Source organism: Empedobacter sedimenti (genome assembly GCF_030005555.1).
In the GTDB taxonomy this organism is placed as follows: Bacteria; Bacteroidota; Bacteroidia; order Flavobacteriales; family Weeksellaceae; genus Empedobacter; species Empedobacter sedimenti.
In genome coordinates this window covers 1-17,656 of record NZ_JASCQG010000024.1, presented here as the reverse complement: position 1 = coordinate 17,656, position 17,656 = coordinate 1, and the positions used below count along the sequence as shown (strand labels likewise).

The 17,656-nt window shown below is 26.1% G+C and carries 18 protein-coding genes; 13 read left to right on the top strand and 5 right to left on the bottom strand.

Features of this window, described 5'->3' with window-relative positions:
- Nucleotides 1–197: 197 nt before the first annotated feature.
- The 4 genes from QHG34_RS15325 to QHG34_RS15310 all read right to left on the bottom strand — a co-directional run bounded on the left by QHG34_RS15325 (nt 198) and on the right by QHG34_RS15310 (nt 4,225).
- Nucleotides 198–689 carry a hypothetical protein gene (locus tag QHG34_RS15325; protein ID WP_282631112.1) on the bottom strand — a complete coding sequence of 164 codons (492 nt, stop codon included), beginning with the start codon at nt 687–689 and terminating at the stop codon, nt 198–200.
- A 113-nt stretch (nt 690–802) separates the two neighbouring features.
- Complete coding sequence (locus QHG34_RS15320; protein ID WP_282631111.1) at nt 803–2,137, bottom strand: tyrosine-type recombinase/integrase; 1,335 nt, start codon at nt 2,135–2,137, stop codon at nt 803–805.
- A gap of 435 nt (nt 2,138–2,572) precedes the next feature.
- Nucleotides 2,573–2,839: a helix-turn-helix domain-containing protein gene (locus tag QHG34_RS15315; RefSeq protein ID WP_282631110.1), complete on the bottom strand. Its 267-nt coding sequence runs from the start codon at nt 2,837–2,839 to the stop codon at nt 2,573–2,575.
- 285 nt (nt 2,840–3,124) lie between these two features.
- A complete protein-coding gene (locus tag QHG34_RS15310) occupies nt 3,125–4,225 on the bottom strand; it encodes a Fic family protein (RefSeq protein ID WP_282631109.1) in 1,101 nt (366 codons plus the stop codon).
- Between the two features lie 197 nt (nt 4,226–4,422).
- Here QHG34_RS15310 and QHG34_RS15305 point away from each other — a divergent pair, with 197 nt between their 5' ends.
- The 9 genes from QHG34_RS15305 to QHG34_RS15265 all read left to right on the top strand — a co-directional run bounded on the left by QHG34_RS15305 (nt 4,423) and on the right by QHG34_RS15265 (nt 12,922).
- Nucleotides 4,423–5,607, top strand: a complete 1,185-nt coding sequence (locus QHG34_RS15305) for a site-specific integrase (RefSeq protein ID WP_282631108.1) — start codon at nt 4,423–4,425, stop codon at nt 5,605–5,607.
- Between the two features lie 30 nt (nt 5,608–5,637).
- The gene (locus QHG34_RS15300; protein WP_282631107.1) at nt 5,638–6,438 is read left to right on the top strand and encodes a hypothetical protein; all 801 of its coding nucleotides are present in this window, start codon (nt 5,638–5,640) and stop codon (nt 6,436–6,438) included.
- A 108-nt stretch (nt 6,439–6,546) separates the two neighbouring features.
- The gene (locus tag QHG34_RS15295) at nt 6,547–6,837 is read left to right on the top strand and encodes a helix-turn-helix transcriptional regulator (protein WP_282631106.1); all 291 of its coding nucleotides are present in this window, start codon (nt 6,547–6,549) and stop codon (nt 6,835–6,837) included.
- A 105-nt stretch (nt 6,838–6,942) separates the two neighbouring features.
- Entirely contained in the window at nt 6,943–8,094 is a 1,152-nt protein-coding gene (locus QHG34_RS15290) for a VapE domain-containing protein (RefSeq protein ID WP_282631105.1), read from the top strand.
- A 216-nt stretch (nt 8,095–8,310) separates the two neighbouring features.
- A complete protein-coding gene (locus QHG34_RS15285; RefSeq protein WP_282631104.1) occupies nt 8,311–9,162 on the top strand; it encodes a toprim domain-containing protein in 852 nt (283 codons plus the stop codon).
- A gap of 174 nt (nt 9,163–9,336) precedes the next feature.
- Nucleotides 9,337–9,714, top strand: coding sequence for a plasmid mobilization protein (locus QHG34_RS15280; protein WP_282631103.1), 378 nt, complete (start codon nt 9,337–9,339; stop codon nt 9,712–9,714).
- Complete coding sequence (locus QHG34_RS15275) at nt 9,711–10,526, top strand: relaxase/mobilization nuclease domain-containing protein (protein ID WP_282631102.1); 816 nt, start codon at nt 9,711–9,713, stop codon at nt 10,524–10,526. The genes QHG34_RS15280 and QHG34_RS15275 overlap by 4 nt, the downstream gene beginning before the upstream one ends.
- Nucleotides 10,510–11,043, top strand: coding sequence for a hypothetical protein (locus QHG34_RS15270; RefSeq protein ID WP_282631101.1), 534 nt, complete (start codon nt 10,510–10,512; stop codon nt 11,041–11,043). Before QHG34_RS15275 ends, QHG34_RS15270 begins: the two co-directional genes overlap by 17 nt.
- 4 nt (nt 11,044–11,047) lie before the next feature.
- Nucleotides 11,048–12,922: a type IV secretory system conjugative DNA transfer family protein gene (locus tag QHG34_RS15265; protein ID WP_282631100.1), complete on the top strand. Its 1,875-nt coding sequence runs from the start codon at nt 11,048–11,050 to the stop codon at nt 12,920–12,922.
- Nucleotides 12,923–12,937: 15 nt separating this feature from the next.
- Here QHG34_RS15265 and QHG34_RS15260 read toward each other — a convergent pair whose 3' ends face one another.
- On the bottom strand, nt 12,938–13,450 hold the full coding sequence (locus tag QHG34_RS15260) for a hypothetical protein (RefSeq protein ID WP_282631099.1): 513 nt from the start codon (nt 13,448–13,450) through the stop codon (nt 12,938–12,940).
- 492 nt (nt 13,451–13,942) lie between these two features.
- On the opposite strand from QHG34_RS15260, the gene QHG34_RS15255 reads away from it, so the two are divergent.
- The 4 genes from QHG34_RS15255 (at nt 13,943) to QHG34_RS15240 (ending at nt 17,565) form a co-directional block, all read left to right on the top strand.
- A complete protein-coding gene (locus QHG34_RS15255; protein WP_282631098.1) occupies nt 13,943–14,218 on the top strand; it encodes a helix-turn-helix domain-containing protein in 276 nt (91 codons plus the stop codon).
- Nucleotides 14,215–15,597, top strand: a complete 1,383-nt coding sequence (locus QHG34_RS15250) for a DNA cytosine methyltransferase (protein WP_282631097.1) — start codon at nt 14,215–14,217, stop codon at nt 15,595–15,597. Before QHG34_RS15255 ends, QHG34_RS15250 begins: the two co-directional genes overlap by 4 nt.
- Nucleotides 15,597–16,670, top strand: a complete 1,074-nt coding sequence (dcm, locus tag QHG34_RS15245) for a DNA (cytosine-5-)-methyltransferase (RefSeq protein WP_282631096.1) — start codon at nt 15,597–15,599, stop codon at nt 16,668–16,670. The genes QHG34_RS15250 and dcm overlap by 1 nt, the downstream gene beginning before the upstream one ends.
- 118 nt (nt 16,671–16,788) lie before the next feature.
- The gene (locus QHG34_RS15240) at nt 16,789–17,565 is read left to right on the top strand and encodes a DUF3883 domain-containing protein (protein ID WP_282631095.1); all 777 of its coding nucleotides are present in this window, start codon (nt 16,789–16,791) and stop codon (nt 17,563–17,565) included.
- The last annotated feature ends 91 nt before the right edge of the window (nt 17,566–17,656 follow it).

Here is a 17,656-nt window from a genome sequence, read left to right as displayed (position 1 = left end):
AAATATGGTAAGGTCAAAAATCCTAATGATTTTCCTACATTTCAAATTAATCAAAATAATAATACAATAATATTAAATAAAAACTATACTTTTAAATGTTCCTAACAAGGGGAAGATTACATGTACACTATTATTAAACCAATGATAGTAGATATAATAATCATTATACCTGTGATTTTTAATATTCTCATAATTTATTAAAATTTTGGAAAGATTTCTTTATTTAATAACTTATCAAATTGGTGTCTAATTGAAAATGTATAATGATTTTGTGATTTACTTATGCTAATATTGTATGTATCATTTTCATAAATTGAATATAAACTTTCAAATTTATAATAGCTTTCAGTTTTTTTAAAGTTCAAACTTTCAATTGTTTTTAATAAAGTATTATAATTAGTTAAACTATGATATTGATACCATACCATTTTATAAGGTTTTGATTTATCAATGGAGATTACTATATAAGATGTTGATTTATCTGATTTTCCTTTTTTGTCCCATATATAAGCAAGACTATTTTCACTAATACCAGAATTACTATATATCCTATATCCTTTGTAACTTAATGAGTTGTCGGCTTCAGATAGACTTTTGTCAAGAATAGATTTTATTTCATTATAACTTAAAGTTTGTGCATAATTACATATTGATAACAAAACTGTAAACAGTAAAAAAAGTTTTTTCATAGGATATAAATTAATAAGATATTGTAAATATATATAAAAAGCAAATACTTAACCCTATATAATAAAAAGAGGGGGCAAGAAATCAAATTTTCTGTACCCCCTGTAATAATTAATTATTCATTACTCCATCTTTTGAAAATGTTTCCAATTTTTTCTTTTGGAGACATTTTAATATAATTATAAAAAACATCTTCTGTATTATGGCCAGTTATCTGCATTATCTCAAAAACAGGATGACCTTCTAAAAACATATTTGTAGCAAAACTTCGACGTGTAGTATGTGCTTTTACTAATTGCCATTTCTCGTAATATCCTTCAATGTTTCTGGTTGTTTTATACTCATCTTTAGTTCCTTCATTCATTAAAATTGATTGACGAATTTTGCCTTTGCATTTTTCATTAATCTTAGCTCTTTTACAAACTGTTTTTATGTATTCGTTAAATTGAGGATTGCTAATAGGAACAGGGAATGAACCATTGTATTTTTCTAATATATCTAATACATTTTGGTGTAAAGGTATATTTACGATGGTTTTAGTTTTGTTAGTATTTATTATTATGTATTTCCCTAAGATTTTACCATTTTCTTTGTATTCCTCAATCGTATTTTTATTAAGTTTATGTAGGTCTGAGAATCTTAAACCTACTCTTAAAGCTACTATTAAACAATCTCTATAATAATCTAAATCTGGGATATTTGATAAATCAAGATTAATAATTTTTTGGATTTCATTCTCATTGAGATAAATATCAAATGTTTGATAAGATGGTTTTTTAAACTCTCTTTTGGTATAGTCTTTACATATAGGTAATTTGTCATTTTCAGCATATTTGCATAATAACTTAACTCCTTTAATATATTTTGCTATTGTACTATCTTCTAAGTCTACCTCATCTCTTAAGAAATCCACAAACTCATTTCTAAATTCTATATTCACATCCTCTAATTTTAGACGTTTATATAATTTTTGAAATAAATTTAGTTTAATACCAACATTTATAAATAAAGATTTGAACGAACTTGAATATGTATTACCTCTTTCATTTTTATATTTAGTTATATTTTGATTAAAATGTTCAATATATTCATCAAAGTAGTGGATTTTACTAAGTGGATTTTTTTCAGCTTTATCTTCAATATTAAAGAAAGTATTGGTTTGTATAATTAACCATTCTTTTAAATTTGATTTATTAAAATTTGTAGTCGTGCTCTCTATAGAAAATTGTTTTTGAAGATATCCTTCAAAATCAGTTAATTTTGTATTGATAATATTGTATTCGGGTTTATTCTTAATTTTTATTCTTTTTTTGGTAGTATCCCAATATTTAGTTTCAATTTTAAAATCCCCAAATTTTCTTTCAGCCTCTAAATCTTGATTTACTTTAAATCGTACAGATATAGGTGATATTTCTTTTTTAAGATTTACTTTATAAGTTATTGATGCCATATTAAATTATATTACTCCCCTAATTACTCCCCTAAATATAGTAAATAAAAGTTTATATTTGTAAACAAAAGTATACATTTAATTGTCTTAATCCTTTTAAAATGTATGTTTTAATTGGTAAAAGTATATGTTTAGAAATATTAGTAAATATTGTCAACGGGGACAAGTGGGACCACAAAAGCACCTTTTTAAAGGTGCTTTTTTTATTTAATTATGCTGATTATTAATAGTTTATCATTTTTACTGCATTTTAAAATCACCATTTTTCACCATAGTTTTGATACCCGTTTGATACCCATTTTATATATTTGCTAATAATTACTATTGTTTTTCAAAAGAAAGTGAAGAGCTTCCAAATTCTAAATCACTAAGGATTTAATCTTTCCTAATGAGATTTTAATTAATAAGATAAATTTAGTTTCACACGATTTATTATTAATACATGGATTGATTGTTATCTAAGTTTTCAATTTTATCAGAAACAAATTGATTGATCGATTTCATTTCGTCAAAATATTGTAATACTTTCAAAAGAGTTTCGATAGTAGGATTCTCTCCATTTTCAAGTTTAGCAATTGTTAAGCGCGAAAGAGCTAATTCATCAGCTAATTCTTGTTGTGTTAAGTGTTCTGCTTTTCGCATCTTTTTACACCATGCTCCAATTGAATTTTTTACATCTTTTATTGTTGTAAAATTTAACATAAATGTATATTATAATAATCAAAAATACGAAATATAAATAATATGTATATTTTAATATACTTTATTTACCAAATCCTCAAATAATTTTACTTATCAATGAAATACATTTTATGCGAGTATATCAATAGAATTTTTAAAGCTTAAAAATATAATAAAAATGTCCAGTTTTTTCATGAAAAAACTGGACATTTTTATTCTTTAAATAGAGATTTAAGTACTGGTATTTAAAATTTTAAAACCAATAAACTATTTTTTACCTTTTATAGTTTTATTGAAAAGGTGAAATTAAATATTCAACTCATATCTCACAGAACGCCCTGCACCTTCGGTAGTCAAAACATTTTTATCTACTAAATCTTGTAAATCACGTGTTGCAGTAGCTTTAGAAGTCTTTGTAATTGAGATGTATTTTTTTGCAGACATTCCCCCTTCAAAACCTTCAGCTCCTTGATCCAACATTTTTAGAACGACTTTTAGTTGACGCTCATTTAAAAGAGGTTTTGTTTGATCCAAAAACTTCGTTTTATTTAAAGTGAAGTTGGTTATTTTCTTTGCCTGAATTTGCGCTTCAAGAATAGTGGTAGAAAAATATAAAATCCATTCTGTGATTTCTAATGTTCGTTGTGCATCTTGCAATGCTTCGTAATAATTCTTTTTATCCTTTTCAATTGTACTCGATAAACTCATGATTAAAGGACGATTAAAACTTTCAGCTAAACATTTTTCTGCAATAGCACGTCCAATTCGTCCATTTCCATCTTCAAACGGGTGGATTGATTCAAAATATAAATGAGCAATAGAAGTTTTAATCAGTGCACTTTTAATATCGATTGGCTCAATTTTGAATCCATTATACCAATTGACAAATTTTTGCATTTCTGTAGGAACTAAGTCTGAAGGAGGTGCTTGATAATGTATTTTTTCTCGACCATAAGCTCCCGAAACAATAACCATTGGCTCTTCACCAATTCTATAATTTCCTGCATTAATAGAAGTAGAATTTTCAAATAAGATTTTATGCCATTCTTTTACTAAATCTTCTGTTAGTTCAGTTTTAAAGTTATTACGAACATCGACCATTAATTCACCTATTCCACGTGCATTTTTATCTTTTATATGGCTAATAGAAGAATGAATTCCAATTTTATTTTTAATAGATGACATCACATCTTGACGACTGTAAAATTCACCTTCAATCTCAGAAGTTTTAATAGCTTCATCAATCATGAATTGAATAATCGTTTCTTGTTTGACATCTTCGGATAAAGTATCAATCATTCCTTTTAATTCGCCTGTTTCTAAAGCAAATTTTATAATAATTTGATCGATTACAGAAGATTCATATTCAAATTTTGCCCAATTTTTATCTTGCCAATTGTATTGCATGAGCCGATTAATTTAGTTAATTGGCTCAAATATACTAAAATTATGAGCCGATTATAGATTTTATTTGGCTCATTTTCTTAATTTACTTTAGAAAAACAGTATATTTTCACTATTTCTCCCTATTTTTCTTAGCCCAATTCTAAATAAGAAAATTTATCAATCATCTAAAATAGATTTGACTTTTAAAACATATAGTTATGAGTCAAATACAAATTTCATTGGTTTATAATCGAAAGAATAAACTCAATAAAAATGGAGAAGCATTAATTCAAATTTGTTGTTATCAAAACGGAAAGAGAACATATTTTTCAACAGAAATCTATATTAAGCCAAATGAATGGAATGAAAAAAGAACGTTGATTAATGATTATCGTGATGATTACGAAGAACTGAATGAAGAAATTGATCGACAAATTTCTGAACTAAAAGAATCAATTAAAATCAAAAAACAAAAAGGTGAATCTGTTTCACTAAGTAATTTGAAAGAAATCAAAGAAGTTGGAATTTATATTTCATTCTACAAATTCATGCAAGATGAAATAGAGAAAGGTTTATTGAAAGAATCAACAAAAAAATCTCAAAGAAGAACTTTATTAGTTTTGAGAGAATTTAGAAAGGAATTAGAATTTAAAGATTTGAATGTTTCATTTTTAATGGATTTTGAACGTTATTTAAATCGTCTAAGTTTAGGAACAAATACGGTTTATAAGTATTTCAAGAATATTAGAACTTATGTTAATCTTGCTATTGTAAAGGATTTGATGGAAATAAATGATTATCCATTCAAGAAATTTAAATTGCGTCAAGTTGATGGTAATCGTGATTTTTTAAGTCCAGATGAATTGAAAAGATTAGAAAAGTTGAAATATTCTGATGAGCATGAATTAAATAAAGTTAGAGATATATTTCTTTTTTCGTGTTATACAGGAATTCGCTTTTCAGATATTGTTCGATTGAAGGATGATGATTTTACCAAAGTTGGAAAAGTTTATTGGCTAACGTTTGATATGATGAAGTCTGAAAGAAAGAATGATTCGTCAACAAAGAAAATTCTACGATTACCAATTAGTAAGTTGTTTGATGGAAAACCAGTCAAGATTTTTGAAAAGTATAAAGGAGAGAAGAAATTCTTATTTGATGATTTTATCAATTCAGAAATCAATAGACATCTTAAAACAATTGAAAATAAGTTGAAATCAGGAAAGAAACTGAGTTTTCACGTCGCTCGCCATACTTGCGCAACTAATCTAATTTATCATGGTTTACCAATTTCTACGGTTCAGAAAATACTTGGACATGATAAAATTGAAACAACACAAGTTTATGCAAAAGTTTTGGATGTAACATTATTAAATGATTTAGATAAAATTGATTTTAAGTAAAACCATTATATTTACAATACATTTATTAGTATGAAAGAGATTAAGCCAAAGTTTTATTTAAATACAAAATTAAAACCTGATTATCGAAATAGATATCCCGTCTATTTTAGATTTAATTTAAATGGATCAAATCATAGATTGAAGAGTAAATTACTAGGATATTTAGCTGATGAAAGCTCATTAAAAAGACATCAAGATTTGGTTGATATTGAAACAAAGTATCTAAATGCTTTAATAAAGTATTCAAAAGATTTGTATCAATTTATTTTTTATACAGAAGATATTGAGAGATTGCACAAAGATTTATATAGCTTTTATACTTCTGAGAATGTTGATTTCTATAAGAAACCACTAGGTTTTCCAATTGATGATGATGATATTTATTTATATCAAGATTTTGAAAATGATCATGATATGGATGAATTTGAAGAAGAAACTATATTTTTCGATGATCAAAAACCTTCTGTAGAAGGAAATGATAATTATAGAAACGAATTTGTTCAATATTTAATATCAACAAGTAAGTTAGATGCTAATTTTATTAATCATACTACAGCTAATGATATAATGCATACTAATATGGTATTACCTACATTTTTTATTAAGGAAAAGAAAACATTGGATTATATAAATTCTTGTAATGATTTATTCAATTTCTCAATTGAAAATGATATAAATATGTACAAATGGATATTTGAAGGGAAAGGTGAAATCTTCAGAAAAAAATATGGAGAAATGTCATTTTCATTAATAAATGATTACTTGATCTTTGAAAGTAGTGATATTTTTTTAACAGATAATATCTACGATTTGTTAAAAAATAAAAAATAAAGGAATAAAAATAATTTTAATCCCAAATATTTTATATATTTGGATATCAATACTTGTCAAAAGTATATTTTTAACATTATTAAGGGAATAAAAATAAAATTATTACCAATGAATGAATTTCAATTTACTACTGTTACTGTTTCAAAGATGGAATGGGACAAATTATTAAACACAATGGATGTGTTGAATGAAAAAGTTTCAAAGCTTGTTACCAAACATGACAAGGAATTGTTGACTAAAAAAGAAGTTATGCAATTATTGAAAATTGGACGAACAACTTTAGATCGATATATCGATGAAGGTATATTGACTGAAGTAAAATTAGAAAAAGGGAAAAGAGGTTACATTAAGTATTCTCAAATTACAGACCTTATGCACAAAGAAAACAAAAAGCGATAATCAATTAATTTTGACTATCACTTTTTAAAACAGTACTAACGTGTTATGTCTTATACCGTTCTCGCAAAGCAAATATAAGGCATAACATTTAAAATCGGAAGATTTATGAATGAAAATGCTATGTCGAACTCTATTTTCGACAAGGTTGAGTATTATCTTAACTCAACATATCTCATTCGATTCAATAATATTAGTCTGACATATGAATTTACTTCAATAAATTCTCATAACTGGGAAGAATTGAACGTTGACAGATTATTTATTGAATTAGAAAAGAAAGGAATTAAGATTTCGTACGACAAACTTTTAATCTACCTCAAAGCAAGCATTGAGCATTATAATCCAATCGAATTTTATTTTCATCATCAATTACCTATTTGGGATGGAAAAGATTATATAGAAGAATTATGTTCGAAAGTTGAATTGAGTAATGATGATGATTTTTTTAAGATTCAATTCAAAAAGTTTTTGGTGAGAACCGTTTTATGCGGTTGTGAGAAAAAGATTGTGAATAAAAATGCAATCATCTTTTATAGCCCAAAACAAAATATCGGTAAAACGACTTTTATTCGGTATTTATGCCCTACAATTTTACAGGATTATATCACAGAAAATATTAGCAATGATAAAGATTCAATTATCAAAATTGCAACAAATCTGATTATTAATCTTGATGAAATGCAAAACTTTATGTCGAATGATTTAGAGTTTGTGAAATCACTTATTTCAAAAGAAATGATTAATGAACGTTTGCCTTATGCAAAGAAATCTGAGCGGATTTTGAGAAGAGCAAGTTTTCTTGGTTCAACGAATAAGGCACATATTCTAAAAGATAATTCAAATGTTCGTTGGTTGGTTTTTGAAATTTTATCATTTGATTTTTCTTATACTAAAATTGATATAGACAAAATTTGGAGTCAAGCCTATCATTTAGCATATAAAGACAATTCGTTTAATCCTTTTCTGACTTCTGAAGAATTGAATTATAATGAAGAAAAGAATAAGCGTTTTAGAGCTTTTTCGAGGGAAGAAGAAGAATTATTGTCTTTTATAGAAGAAGGAAAGTCTGAAAATGATTTTATCACAGTTACAGAGCTATGTTTCGGTTTGCGAAAAGTTTTCGTCAATAAGAATCCTGTTACATTAGGAAAACTTCTAAATAATATTGGTTTTAAGACTAAACGAATCGGAATTGAGCGAACGAAGATGTATCAAATCAAATACACCGCTTATTATCACAATTTTTTGAAAATCTAAAAACAAGTTATTCAACCTATTCATCTTATTCAAAGTCTTTATTAATAAGGGTTTTATAGAATAAGTAAAATCAAATTAATTATTCAAACCTATTCAGTTCAAGTAATCTTGAACAAGAAGAGTATGTCCGAATATTATTAAAAATTTGACTGTATAGCAGATGAATAGAGACTTGAATAGCTTGGTTAGGTTATTATTAATCTTTAAAAAGTTATTATGAATATTCAGCAAATAAATAGTTTAGATTTTGTGGAAATTCTTTCACAAAAAATAGGATTGAAACCAGAAAAAATGAATTCTAAATCCATTTGGTTCAAATCGCCTTTTCGACCAGATGAAAGAACAGCTTCTTTTCATATTTCTCAAATTTATCAATATGATGTTTGGTTTGATCACGGTAATGGATTGGGAGGAAAAATAGTTGATTTTTTTATTTATTATCTAAAAACTGATATTAAAGGGGTTTTGGAATATTTTAATTCAACAATTATTCAAGTTCCTAAGAATTATTCACCTCAAAAATTTACAGTTAAAAGAGAAAATTCGATAGAAATCTTGAAAGCAAAAACTTTATATAATTACAAGTTAAAAAGTTATTTGCATTCAAGAAAAATTACGTCTAAATCTTGGAAATACGTTTCGGAAGTTGAGTTTTTAGTAAACAAACAACACAAATTATTTGCAATTGGATTTAAGAATAATTCGAATTCGTATGAGTTGAGAAATTCATTTTACAAAGGTTCAACAGGAAAGGATATTACAACGATTTCTAATAATTCAAGAATTATAAAAGTATTCGAAGGGTTTATTGATTTTCTAAGTTTTATTGAGCTTACAAATGATGAAAAAGAATATGATTATTTGATTATGAATTCAACTTCATTAACAAATAAAACAATTGAATATCTAAGTACAAATCAATTTCAAGAAATCCATTTGTACTTAGATAATGATAAAGCAGGAAATCAGTGCACAGAAAAATTATTAAACCATTTTTCAAATGCTTTAGACACAAGAAAGGAATATGAATTCTATAAGGATTTCAATGATTTTCTTATCCACAATTGAAAAATTGACGATAAAAAATCATTGAAAGAGTCTTTTTTATTTCACAAGTGAAATAGGCGGTTTTTTGAGAGCAAGATGTCGGTTTGTCAGACAATTCGCTCCGCTTCATTCTCTTCTAAACCGAATCTTGCTTTCTCCTTGTCAGTCGAAAGATTTTAAAATCGTAATAAAAACATGAATGATTTAGAGCAATTACTGAATGAAATAATTCAGAAAGGAAAAGATACTTTTCAGGATTATAAAACTGAAAAAGTCGATAATAAATCGATTCGAATAAGTATTCGAATTACTGAACGAGAAAATAACCAATTGATATTTATTTGTGAGCAATTGGGAATTTCTAAATCGCAGTTTTGTCGTCAATTAATGTTTCGAAAATATAAATTACCACAAACGAATAAAGAAACTTTAATCGTAAAAAAAGAACTGGCGAATATCAATTTTAAATTGAAACGATTAACCAATTTAATTAAAGTAAAAGACCCTCGATTGAACCAAGAAATTTGGAATACAATTGAGGTAATTAGAAACCTAAATAATAAAATCAAATGATAGTAAAAGTGAGAAGTGTAAGAGGTTCTGCAAAATCAATTGATTATATACAGAACGATAAAGGTTTTTCTATGGAAATAGACCGAAATGGATTGTTTGGTGAAACTGGAATTGAAATTCATAAAGAATTTAGAGAAGTTCAGAAATTAAATGAACGCTGTAAAAATAATACAATCAATATGGTGATTTCACCACCAAAAGAATATACAAAAGATTTTAAAGTTGAAGATTGGCAAAAGTTAGGAAATGATTATTTGCAGAAATTCAAGTTAAATGAAAACCAATTTATTTCGTGTTTACATCAAAGTCGAAATAATGATCATTTGCATATTATCGCCAATCGAATTGATTACAATGGAAAAGCTATTGATGCCAATTACATTGGCTTGCAAGGTCAAAAATTAGCGAATGAAATCAGTAAAGAGCGTGGTTGGAAAACAGCGAAGGATTTTTCTAAAGAACAATTAAAGCAAGGAAAAGATGAAGCTAAATCTGTTTTGAAGTCCGAATTGATGAATTCTAGAAATACATCAATTGATAAATTAAAAGAAAGCCTAAAAGAGAAAGGTTTTGAATTGAATATTCATTCCAATAAACAAGGAAAAGAAGTTGGTGCAAGATTAATTTCTACTAAAGAATTAAATCAAAAAGAAATCAAATCTGATAGTAAGCTAATTAATCAGAATAATGATAAGAATAAAGGTTTTAAGCTATCTGAATTAGGAAAAGAATTCAGAATGGAAACCATTCATAAACAACTAGAAAAAAATAAAGAACTTGAAAAATCGAGAGATTATGGAAAATCAAGATAAAAAAATAGGAGAATTAAGTGTTGGATTGCTAAAAGTTCTGAATGAAAAGACAGAACAGTTAATTAGTTCAATTATAAAATTAGAGGAAATTTGTCAACAACAAAATAAACATAGCGTATATCAAACGCAAGAATTTGAAACGAAAATTGCTCAGCTTTCAAACTTAACAAAGAATATTGAAATTCCTGAGATTAAATTGCCGAATGAATATCAACATTTCATTAATCGAATTGATATCAAAACGAATGAATTAAAATCGATTTTAAAGAAAAATCATACCAATACGAAACTTTTAATTGTAGGTTTTTTGTTGTGTTTAATTGGTTTTTCGAGTTTGTTTTATGCTTATTCAGTGGCTTTTCAGTCAAAACAAGAGATTGTAGAAGATTATGAATCAAAATTGATTCAAGAAAAGCGTTTATTAACTGATAATGAAAGAATAAAATATCAGAAAATATTGAATTGGATTGAGAATAATCCTAATGATAGTAAGAAATTAAGAGAATCTATAAACTAAAATTATGGAAGGATTTTCATTAAATGAATCATTTTCTCTATTCGGAATGTTAGGGAAATTAATCAAGTTTATTTTGATTTTCATGTTGGGATATATTGTTTTTATTTTTGGATATGCGTTAGTTTTTGTTCCATTTTTAGCGTTAGTTTCAGATGAAAAAGTTCTAGAATTGAAAACAGAAAAAGCATTTTTAGTTTTGCCCTATATAGAATTTGCGAAGAAATATACTTTTTACAGCACTGTTGTTTCAAGTATTCCAGTTTCTTTATGGATAACAGAAATTTTAAAAGGAGATTTCAGATTTCGTTTTATTAAAATTAATTTGATTGTTGGATTAACTTCATTTCTAGCTCTAGGAAGTTCCGTTTTTGTTAAAATGACTTACGGAAATGATAATTTCAAATATGTATTTTTTACTTTAATCAGTTTGATTTATTTAAGACTTGTCTATTTTATATTCAAAAAGAAGAAGTTAAAAACTAAGATTGAATTTAGATCTATTTCAAAAACAGAAACCAAAGGTTTTGTTTTCGAAAGTGAAAATGGAAGAATAAATATTGCTAATCCGCAAAGAGGAATATTTGTTCAAGGAGGTGCAGGAAGTGGAAAATCGGTTAATATATTTGAACCAATTATTTCACAGATTTCAATTCAAAATTATTCAGGTATTTTGTACGATTTCAAAAGTCCTGAGCTGATTGATAAAGCTCGATATTGTTATTTCGCCAATAGTTCGGTTAATTTCAAATTAGTTGATTTTAAAAATCCGAATCAAAGTAATCGGGTTAATCCAATTCATCCAAAATATTTAACAAAAAGCATTGTAGCAATCGAATATGCACAAGCTTTGGTAAATAATATGATTCCAGAAAGTATCAAAACGGAGGATTTTTGGGCAAGAAATACAAAGATGATTATTGCAGGTACAATTTGGTTTTTGAAAGAAAAACATCCGAATTATTGTACGTTGCCTCATGTGATAAGTTTGCTTTTGCACACAGATGTTTATGAATTATTGGAAGCAATTACGGAAGATTATGAGGCAGGAGGAATGGTTACAACTTTGAAAAGTGCAATGGATAGAAAGGCAGAAAATCAAGTTGCGGGAGTTTTATCGAGTGTTCAGAATGCTTTATCAACGCTGAATAATAAAGAAATTTTTTGGTTATTGTCTGAAAATGAAATCGATTTGAATTTAAATGACAAATCAAATCCTACTTTTTTGGCTTTAGGGAATGATAGCAGTTTACCAAATACTTATGCACCTTTGATTTCATTGATTATTAGTGTTGCAGTTCGGCAAATGAATGTTCCAGACAAACAGAAAAGTATAATTTTATTGGACGAAGCACCGACTATTTTTGTTCCGAATCTGGAGCAAGTTCCTGCAACTGGTCGTAGTAATGGAATTTCAACAGTTTTGGGTGTGCAAGATTTTAGTCAATTGGTTGATAAATACGGAAAGGATAAAGCAGAAGTTATTATTTCAAATTTAGGAAATCAATTTTTTGGACGAACAACCAATCAAAATACAGCTAAAATGGTTCAAACTATATTTTCAAAAGAAGACAGAACTTTTGAAACGTCAAGTTTTGGAAGCGGTTCAAGTGGAGAATTTGTTCATCTGAATACGAATAAAAACAAAGGTCGAAATGAATCGATTCAAGAACGAGATAGAGTAAAGGTTTCGGATATTATTCATTTAAATCCTGGTGAGTTTTATGGAATAAATGCTGAAGGAAAACCAAGAGAATTTATTAAAACTCAATTTATCCAAAATCGAATCAATTCATTTGAAAATCAAAATGTAATCGTTTCTGACAAAGAAATGTCTGATAATTATTTCCGAATTATTGAAGAGAGTAAAGGGTTGATTTAATCAACCCTTTTTCATTTATTCTGATTTTTTTAGAAAATCTAATTCTTCATCAATTTGTTTTTTCTGATTCATTAAACTTCTTTCGTCTGAAATACTGATATTAAATCTTCCATCAGCTTGATTCCAAGCTTTAATAAGATATTTTTCACCTGCTTTGAGAATAATATCCTTATCTGGAATCATAATATCTGACTTTGAGTTTTGTGTATCATCAAATGAAAATAAAAGTTTGTAAGGAAGCTTTTTGTTTTCTTCACATTCGGTACAGTAATTAATATTTTCGTAATAATATCTAAAATATTTTTCAAAAATATTTCTATTATCAATTTTAATTTTTTTACTGACTTTATTACAAATTGAACAATTTGTAACGATATATGTATCACAATATCTTTTTAATAAAGAATATACATGTTGTCCAATTTTAGAAAGAGGATATTTAAACTCATTATTTTCAATTAACCAATAGTTGTGAATAGTTTCTTTAACTTCTATTGAAGGTTGATTTTTAAAATTTACTTTTAACATATTATATAAAATTTTTAATAATTCTAGTAAAGTGTTAAAGAAAGAGTTGTTGTACTTACATAAAATTAAGTATAATATTTAATGTATCAAAGAAAGTTTGTTGTTGATTAAAATTCAAATTACTAAAAATATCTGTTGAGTTTACAATGTATAACGAGATGAAATGAAGTTCTTACACTTAGAGTTGTTACACGAAAAGAAGATTTTTTGATAATGACAGCTAGGTAAATGGAGTTACTTATGAGATTGATGATGAGTTTATTTTCATCATCATTCTAGACATTTTTTTCAATTCTCTGTACACTATTTTTTTTCTGATATAATTAATTTTGTTAAATTTTATACTCAAATACACTTCATTTAAACGACTATATGTGTCGCTTTAAAATGGTTTTTTCTTTAGATAAATAAATTTTTCTAGCTAAGAAAAATCATCTATATTTTTAAATTAAAAGTAATAAATTTGACCTTATAGGTCAATTTGCTTTCAAAATGAATATAGGTACAATTATAAAAGACGCAAGAATAAAAAAAGGCATATCGCAGAAATCTTTAGCGACGCTAATTGGCTGTGATGTCTCATTTATTTGCAAAGTAGAAAAGAACGAGAAGAATATAAGTTTAGAAAAATTAAAGGCATTGTCAAGTCATATTGAAATTGACTTATTTAAACTAAAAATAGAATACTATTCTCATAAAATAAATTCATTGTTCGAAAATGAAGATATTGAATTTAAAAATAGAGTTTTAAAAATGATGATAGAATGATTGAATATATTGAAAAAAACTATAAAAATCCTAATACAAAAATCAAAGAATTATTTAAAGAATTAGATAAATTTTTTGAATTAGAAAATATTGAATTAATAAAAGAATCAACTAAAGATTACTTCAATGACTATTCTAAAACTCTAGATTCTAAAATCATTATTTTATTAAATATCTACTATGAAACAATTTTAAATAATAAGGAAAAATATAAGTTTCTTGAAAAATATCTAATTAAAAGTGACTTACCTACAAATAATCTAATGATTGATTTATTTGCTGGTTGTGGTGGGTTGTCTTTAGGTTTAAATAAAGCTGGTTTTAATTCAATCTTTGTAAATGAGATTGAGCCTATTTATGGTGAAACATATTTTTTTAATCACTCTTTACCAATAGATAATTATTTTATTGGTGATATTAATGAGTTAATTAAAAATAAAGAAAATAAATTATCATCATATAAGAATATTGATATTGTTTGTGGTGGTCCTCCATGTCAAGGTTTTTCTATGGCTAATCGCCAAAGAGTAATTGATGATCCAAGAAATAATCTATATAAATCATATCTTGAGGTTCTAGAATACATACAACCCAAATTTTTCATTATGGAAAATGTAAAGGGGATGCTAAAAAAAGCGCCAGAAATATTAGAGGATTTTAGATCATATTTAGGCGAGGAATATAATTTTTCATACTATGTATTTAATGCCAAAGATTATGGAGTTCCTCAAAATCGAGAAAGGTTTATCTTGATTGGTAACAGAATTGGTATAAATTCTAATGAAATTATTGAAGAAATTAAGTCAAAAGCTTCTGGTAAAATAGTTCCATTAGGTGAGGCTATTTATGATTTACCAATATTAAAGCCAAAAGATATTAGAAATAATAACGAAATTGAAAATTCAGATTATGGATTTACTTTTCGCAAAAATGAAAAAGAAAAAAATACAGATTTTTTAAATCGATTAAATTCAAACCAGGTTTCAGATTATATTTTTAATCATAAAAATAGATACAACAACGAACGTGATATTGAAATATTTTCAAGGCTACCTCAAGGAGCTAATTCCTTGCATGAATCTATTAAAGATATAATGCCATATTCGAATAGAAATCATATGTTTAAAGATAAATATTTCAAATTGGATGAAACGAAGATAAGTAAGACTATGACTTCACATATGAAGTTTGATTGTAATATGTATATTCATCCAAATCAAGCCAGAGGTCTTTCGCCAAGAGAAGCGGCACGTATTCAAACTTTTCCTGATGATTATTTCTTTAAAGGCAGTCAAAATCATTGGTATGCTCAAATAGGTAATGCAGTACCCGTATTGTTAGCGGAGGCAATCGGTAAAACTATTAAAAAATATATCTAATGAGACATTTAGAGTTATTTGCTGGTATCGGAGGGTTTAGAAAAGCTATTGATATTTTAGGAATAAACCATAATTTCCATACTAATTGTGTTGGTTTTTCTGAGATAGATAAATATGCTACAACGACTTACAAAGCTAATTATGATACAACTAATGAAGTTGAATTAGGCGATATAATTCAATTTACCTCTAATGAAGATAATATTAATAATTTACCGAATTTTGATTTATTAACTGGTGGTTTTCCTTGTCAGCCATTTAGTATGATGGGAAAACAAGAAGGTTTTAATGATCACAGAGGTAATGTATTTTATAATATTGTAGATATTTTAAGAGTTAAACAACCAAGATATATTTTATTAGAAAATGTGAAAAATCTATTTTCTCATAATGAAGGTAAAACATTTAAAGAGGTTAAACATGCATTAGAGGAGGTAGGTTATAAGATTTATTTTGATATTTTCAATACAAAAGATTTTGATTTAGCACAAGTTAGAAACAGAGTTATAATATTAGGTATTCGACAAGACATTATTATTAATAATGATTTTGTTTTTAATAAAGAGATTGTTTTAAATAATTATAAAGCTAATGCTTTAAGAGATAATTTATTAATTCAAAATTCTGTACTTGATGTTTTAGATAGTGTTGTTGAAGATAAATATTATTTATCCGAAAAGATTAAACCAACAATTTTAGCTAATGGAAGTAAAAATTATATAGCGAAGTCAGAGATTAATCAGCTAGTTGCTAGACCGCTAACAGCTACTATGGCTAAAATGCATAGAGCTAACCAAGATAATTATTATTCACAGGGTTTTTTAAATAGTGATAATCCATTGGAATATGTAAATATTGAATTCTCAAAAGAAGATTTAGCTAAGCAACCAATACGTAGAATTACTCCGAAAGAAGCATTGGCTTTACAGGGGTTCAATGAGAATTTTTATAATAATGCAGCTAAGGCGAAAATTTCTAATGCTCAATTATATAAACAAGCAGGTAATGCTGTGAGTGTAAATACTATTTATGCTATATTGCACTATTTATTTGTTAATAATTTAGAAATTTAAAATATATTATGAATTTATTGTATATTAAAAATGTAAGGAGTCAAGATTCAAAATATTCTATATCTATTAATAGTAATAATGAAACATCATTTTATATTACCAAAAAAGTGTAGAAAGTTTGAGTTTAGAAGATAATAAACCTTTTATTTTTTTTCTGAATAAATTTGAAGTTATTGATTTATTATATGATACATACTCTTATTCTATAGATAAAAAAATATATAAAAAAGATATTATATTTCGGTTCGATGATCAACTAATTTTAAAAACAATAGAGTTAGTAAAATCTTTTCCAAATGTTTTTGAATATAAAACTAATGTAAAGGAAAACATAAAAGAGGATAAAATTAGATTTTATTTAAATCAATTACAGCAAGATAATGGTTTTTCGTTACAAGAATTTCTAGTTGGAGGAATGCATCAATTATATTTTTATAGGGAATCAGATAACACTATTCATTGTAAAATTAGAATTAACGAATCATCTGAGGATGTTGTAAAATATTTTAAAGACTTTGAGTTAATTTCTCAAACAGATTATATACAATTAAACATAATAAAATCACGTTACTTTAATATTGAAAGAGCTAAAATAAATTTTAAAATAACAGGTCAAAAAGGAGAAGAACTAATTGCTCAATATTTAGATAGAAAAAAAATAGCAGGTAGTATAGCTAATTTTACTTGGGTAAATCAATCAAGAGAGAGTAGTTTACCTTACGACTTTCAAATATTGCAAAATGATGGTTTAAAAATTTTTACTGATGTAAAGACAACAGCATTTGATTTTAATCAGAAAATTATATTGAGCAATAATGAATTTAATTTTATTAATCAAAATCCAAATAACTACCATATTTACAGGTGTAATCTTCCCCTTGTTAGGAACATTTAAAAGTATAGTTTTTATTTAATATTATTGTATTATTATTTTGATTAATTTGAAATGTAGGAAAATCATTAGGATTTTTGACCTTACCATATTT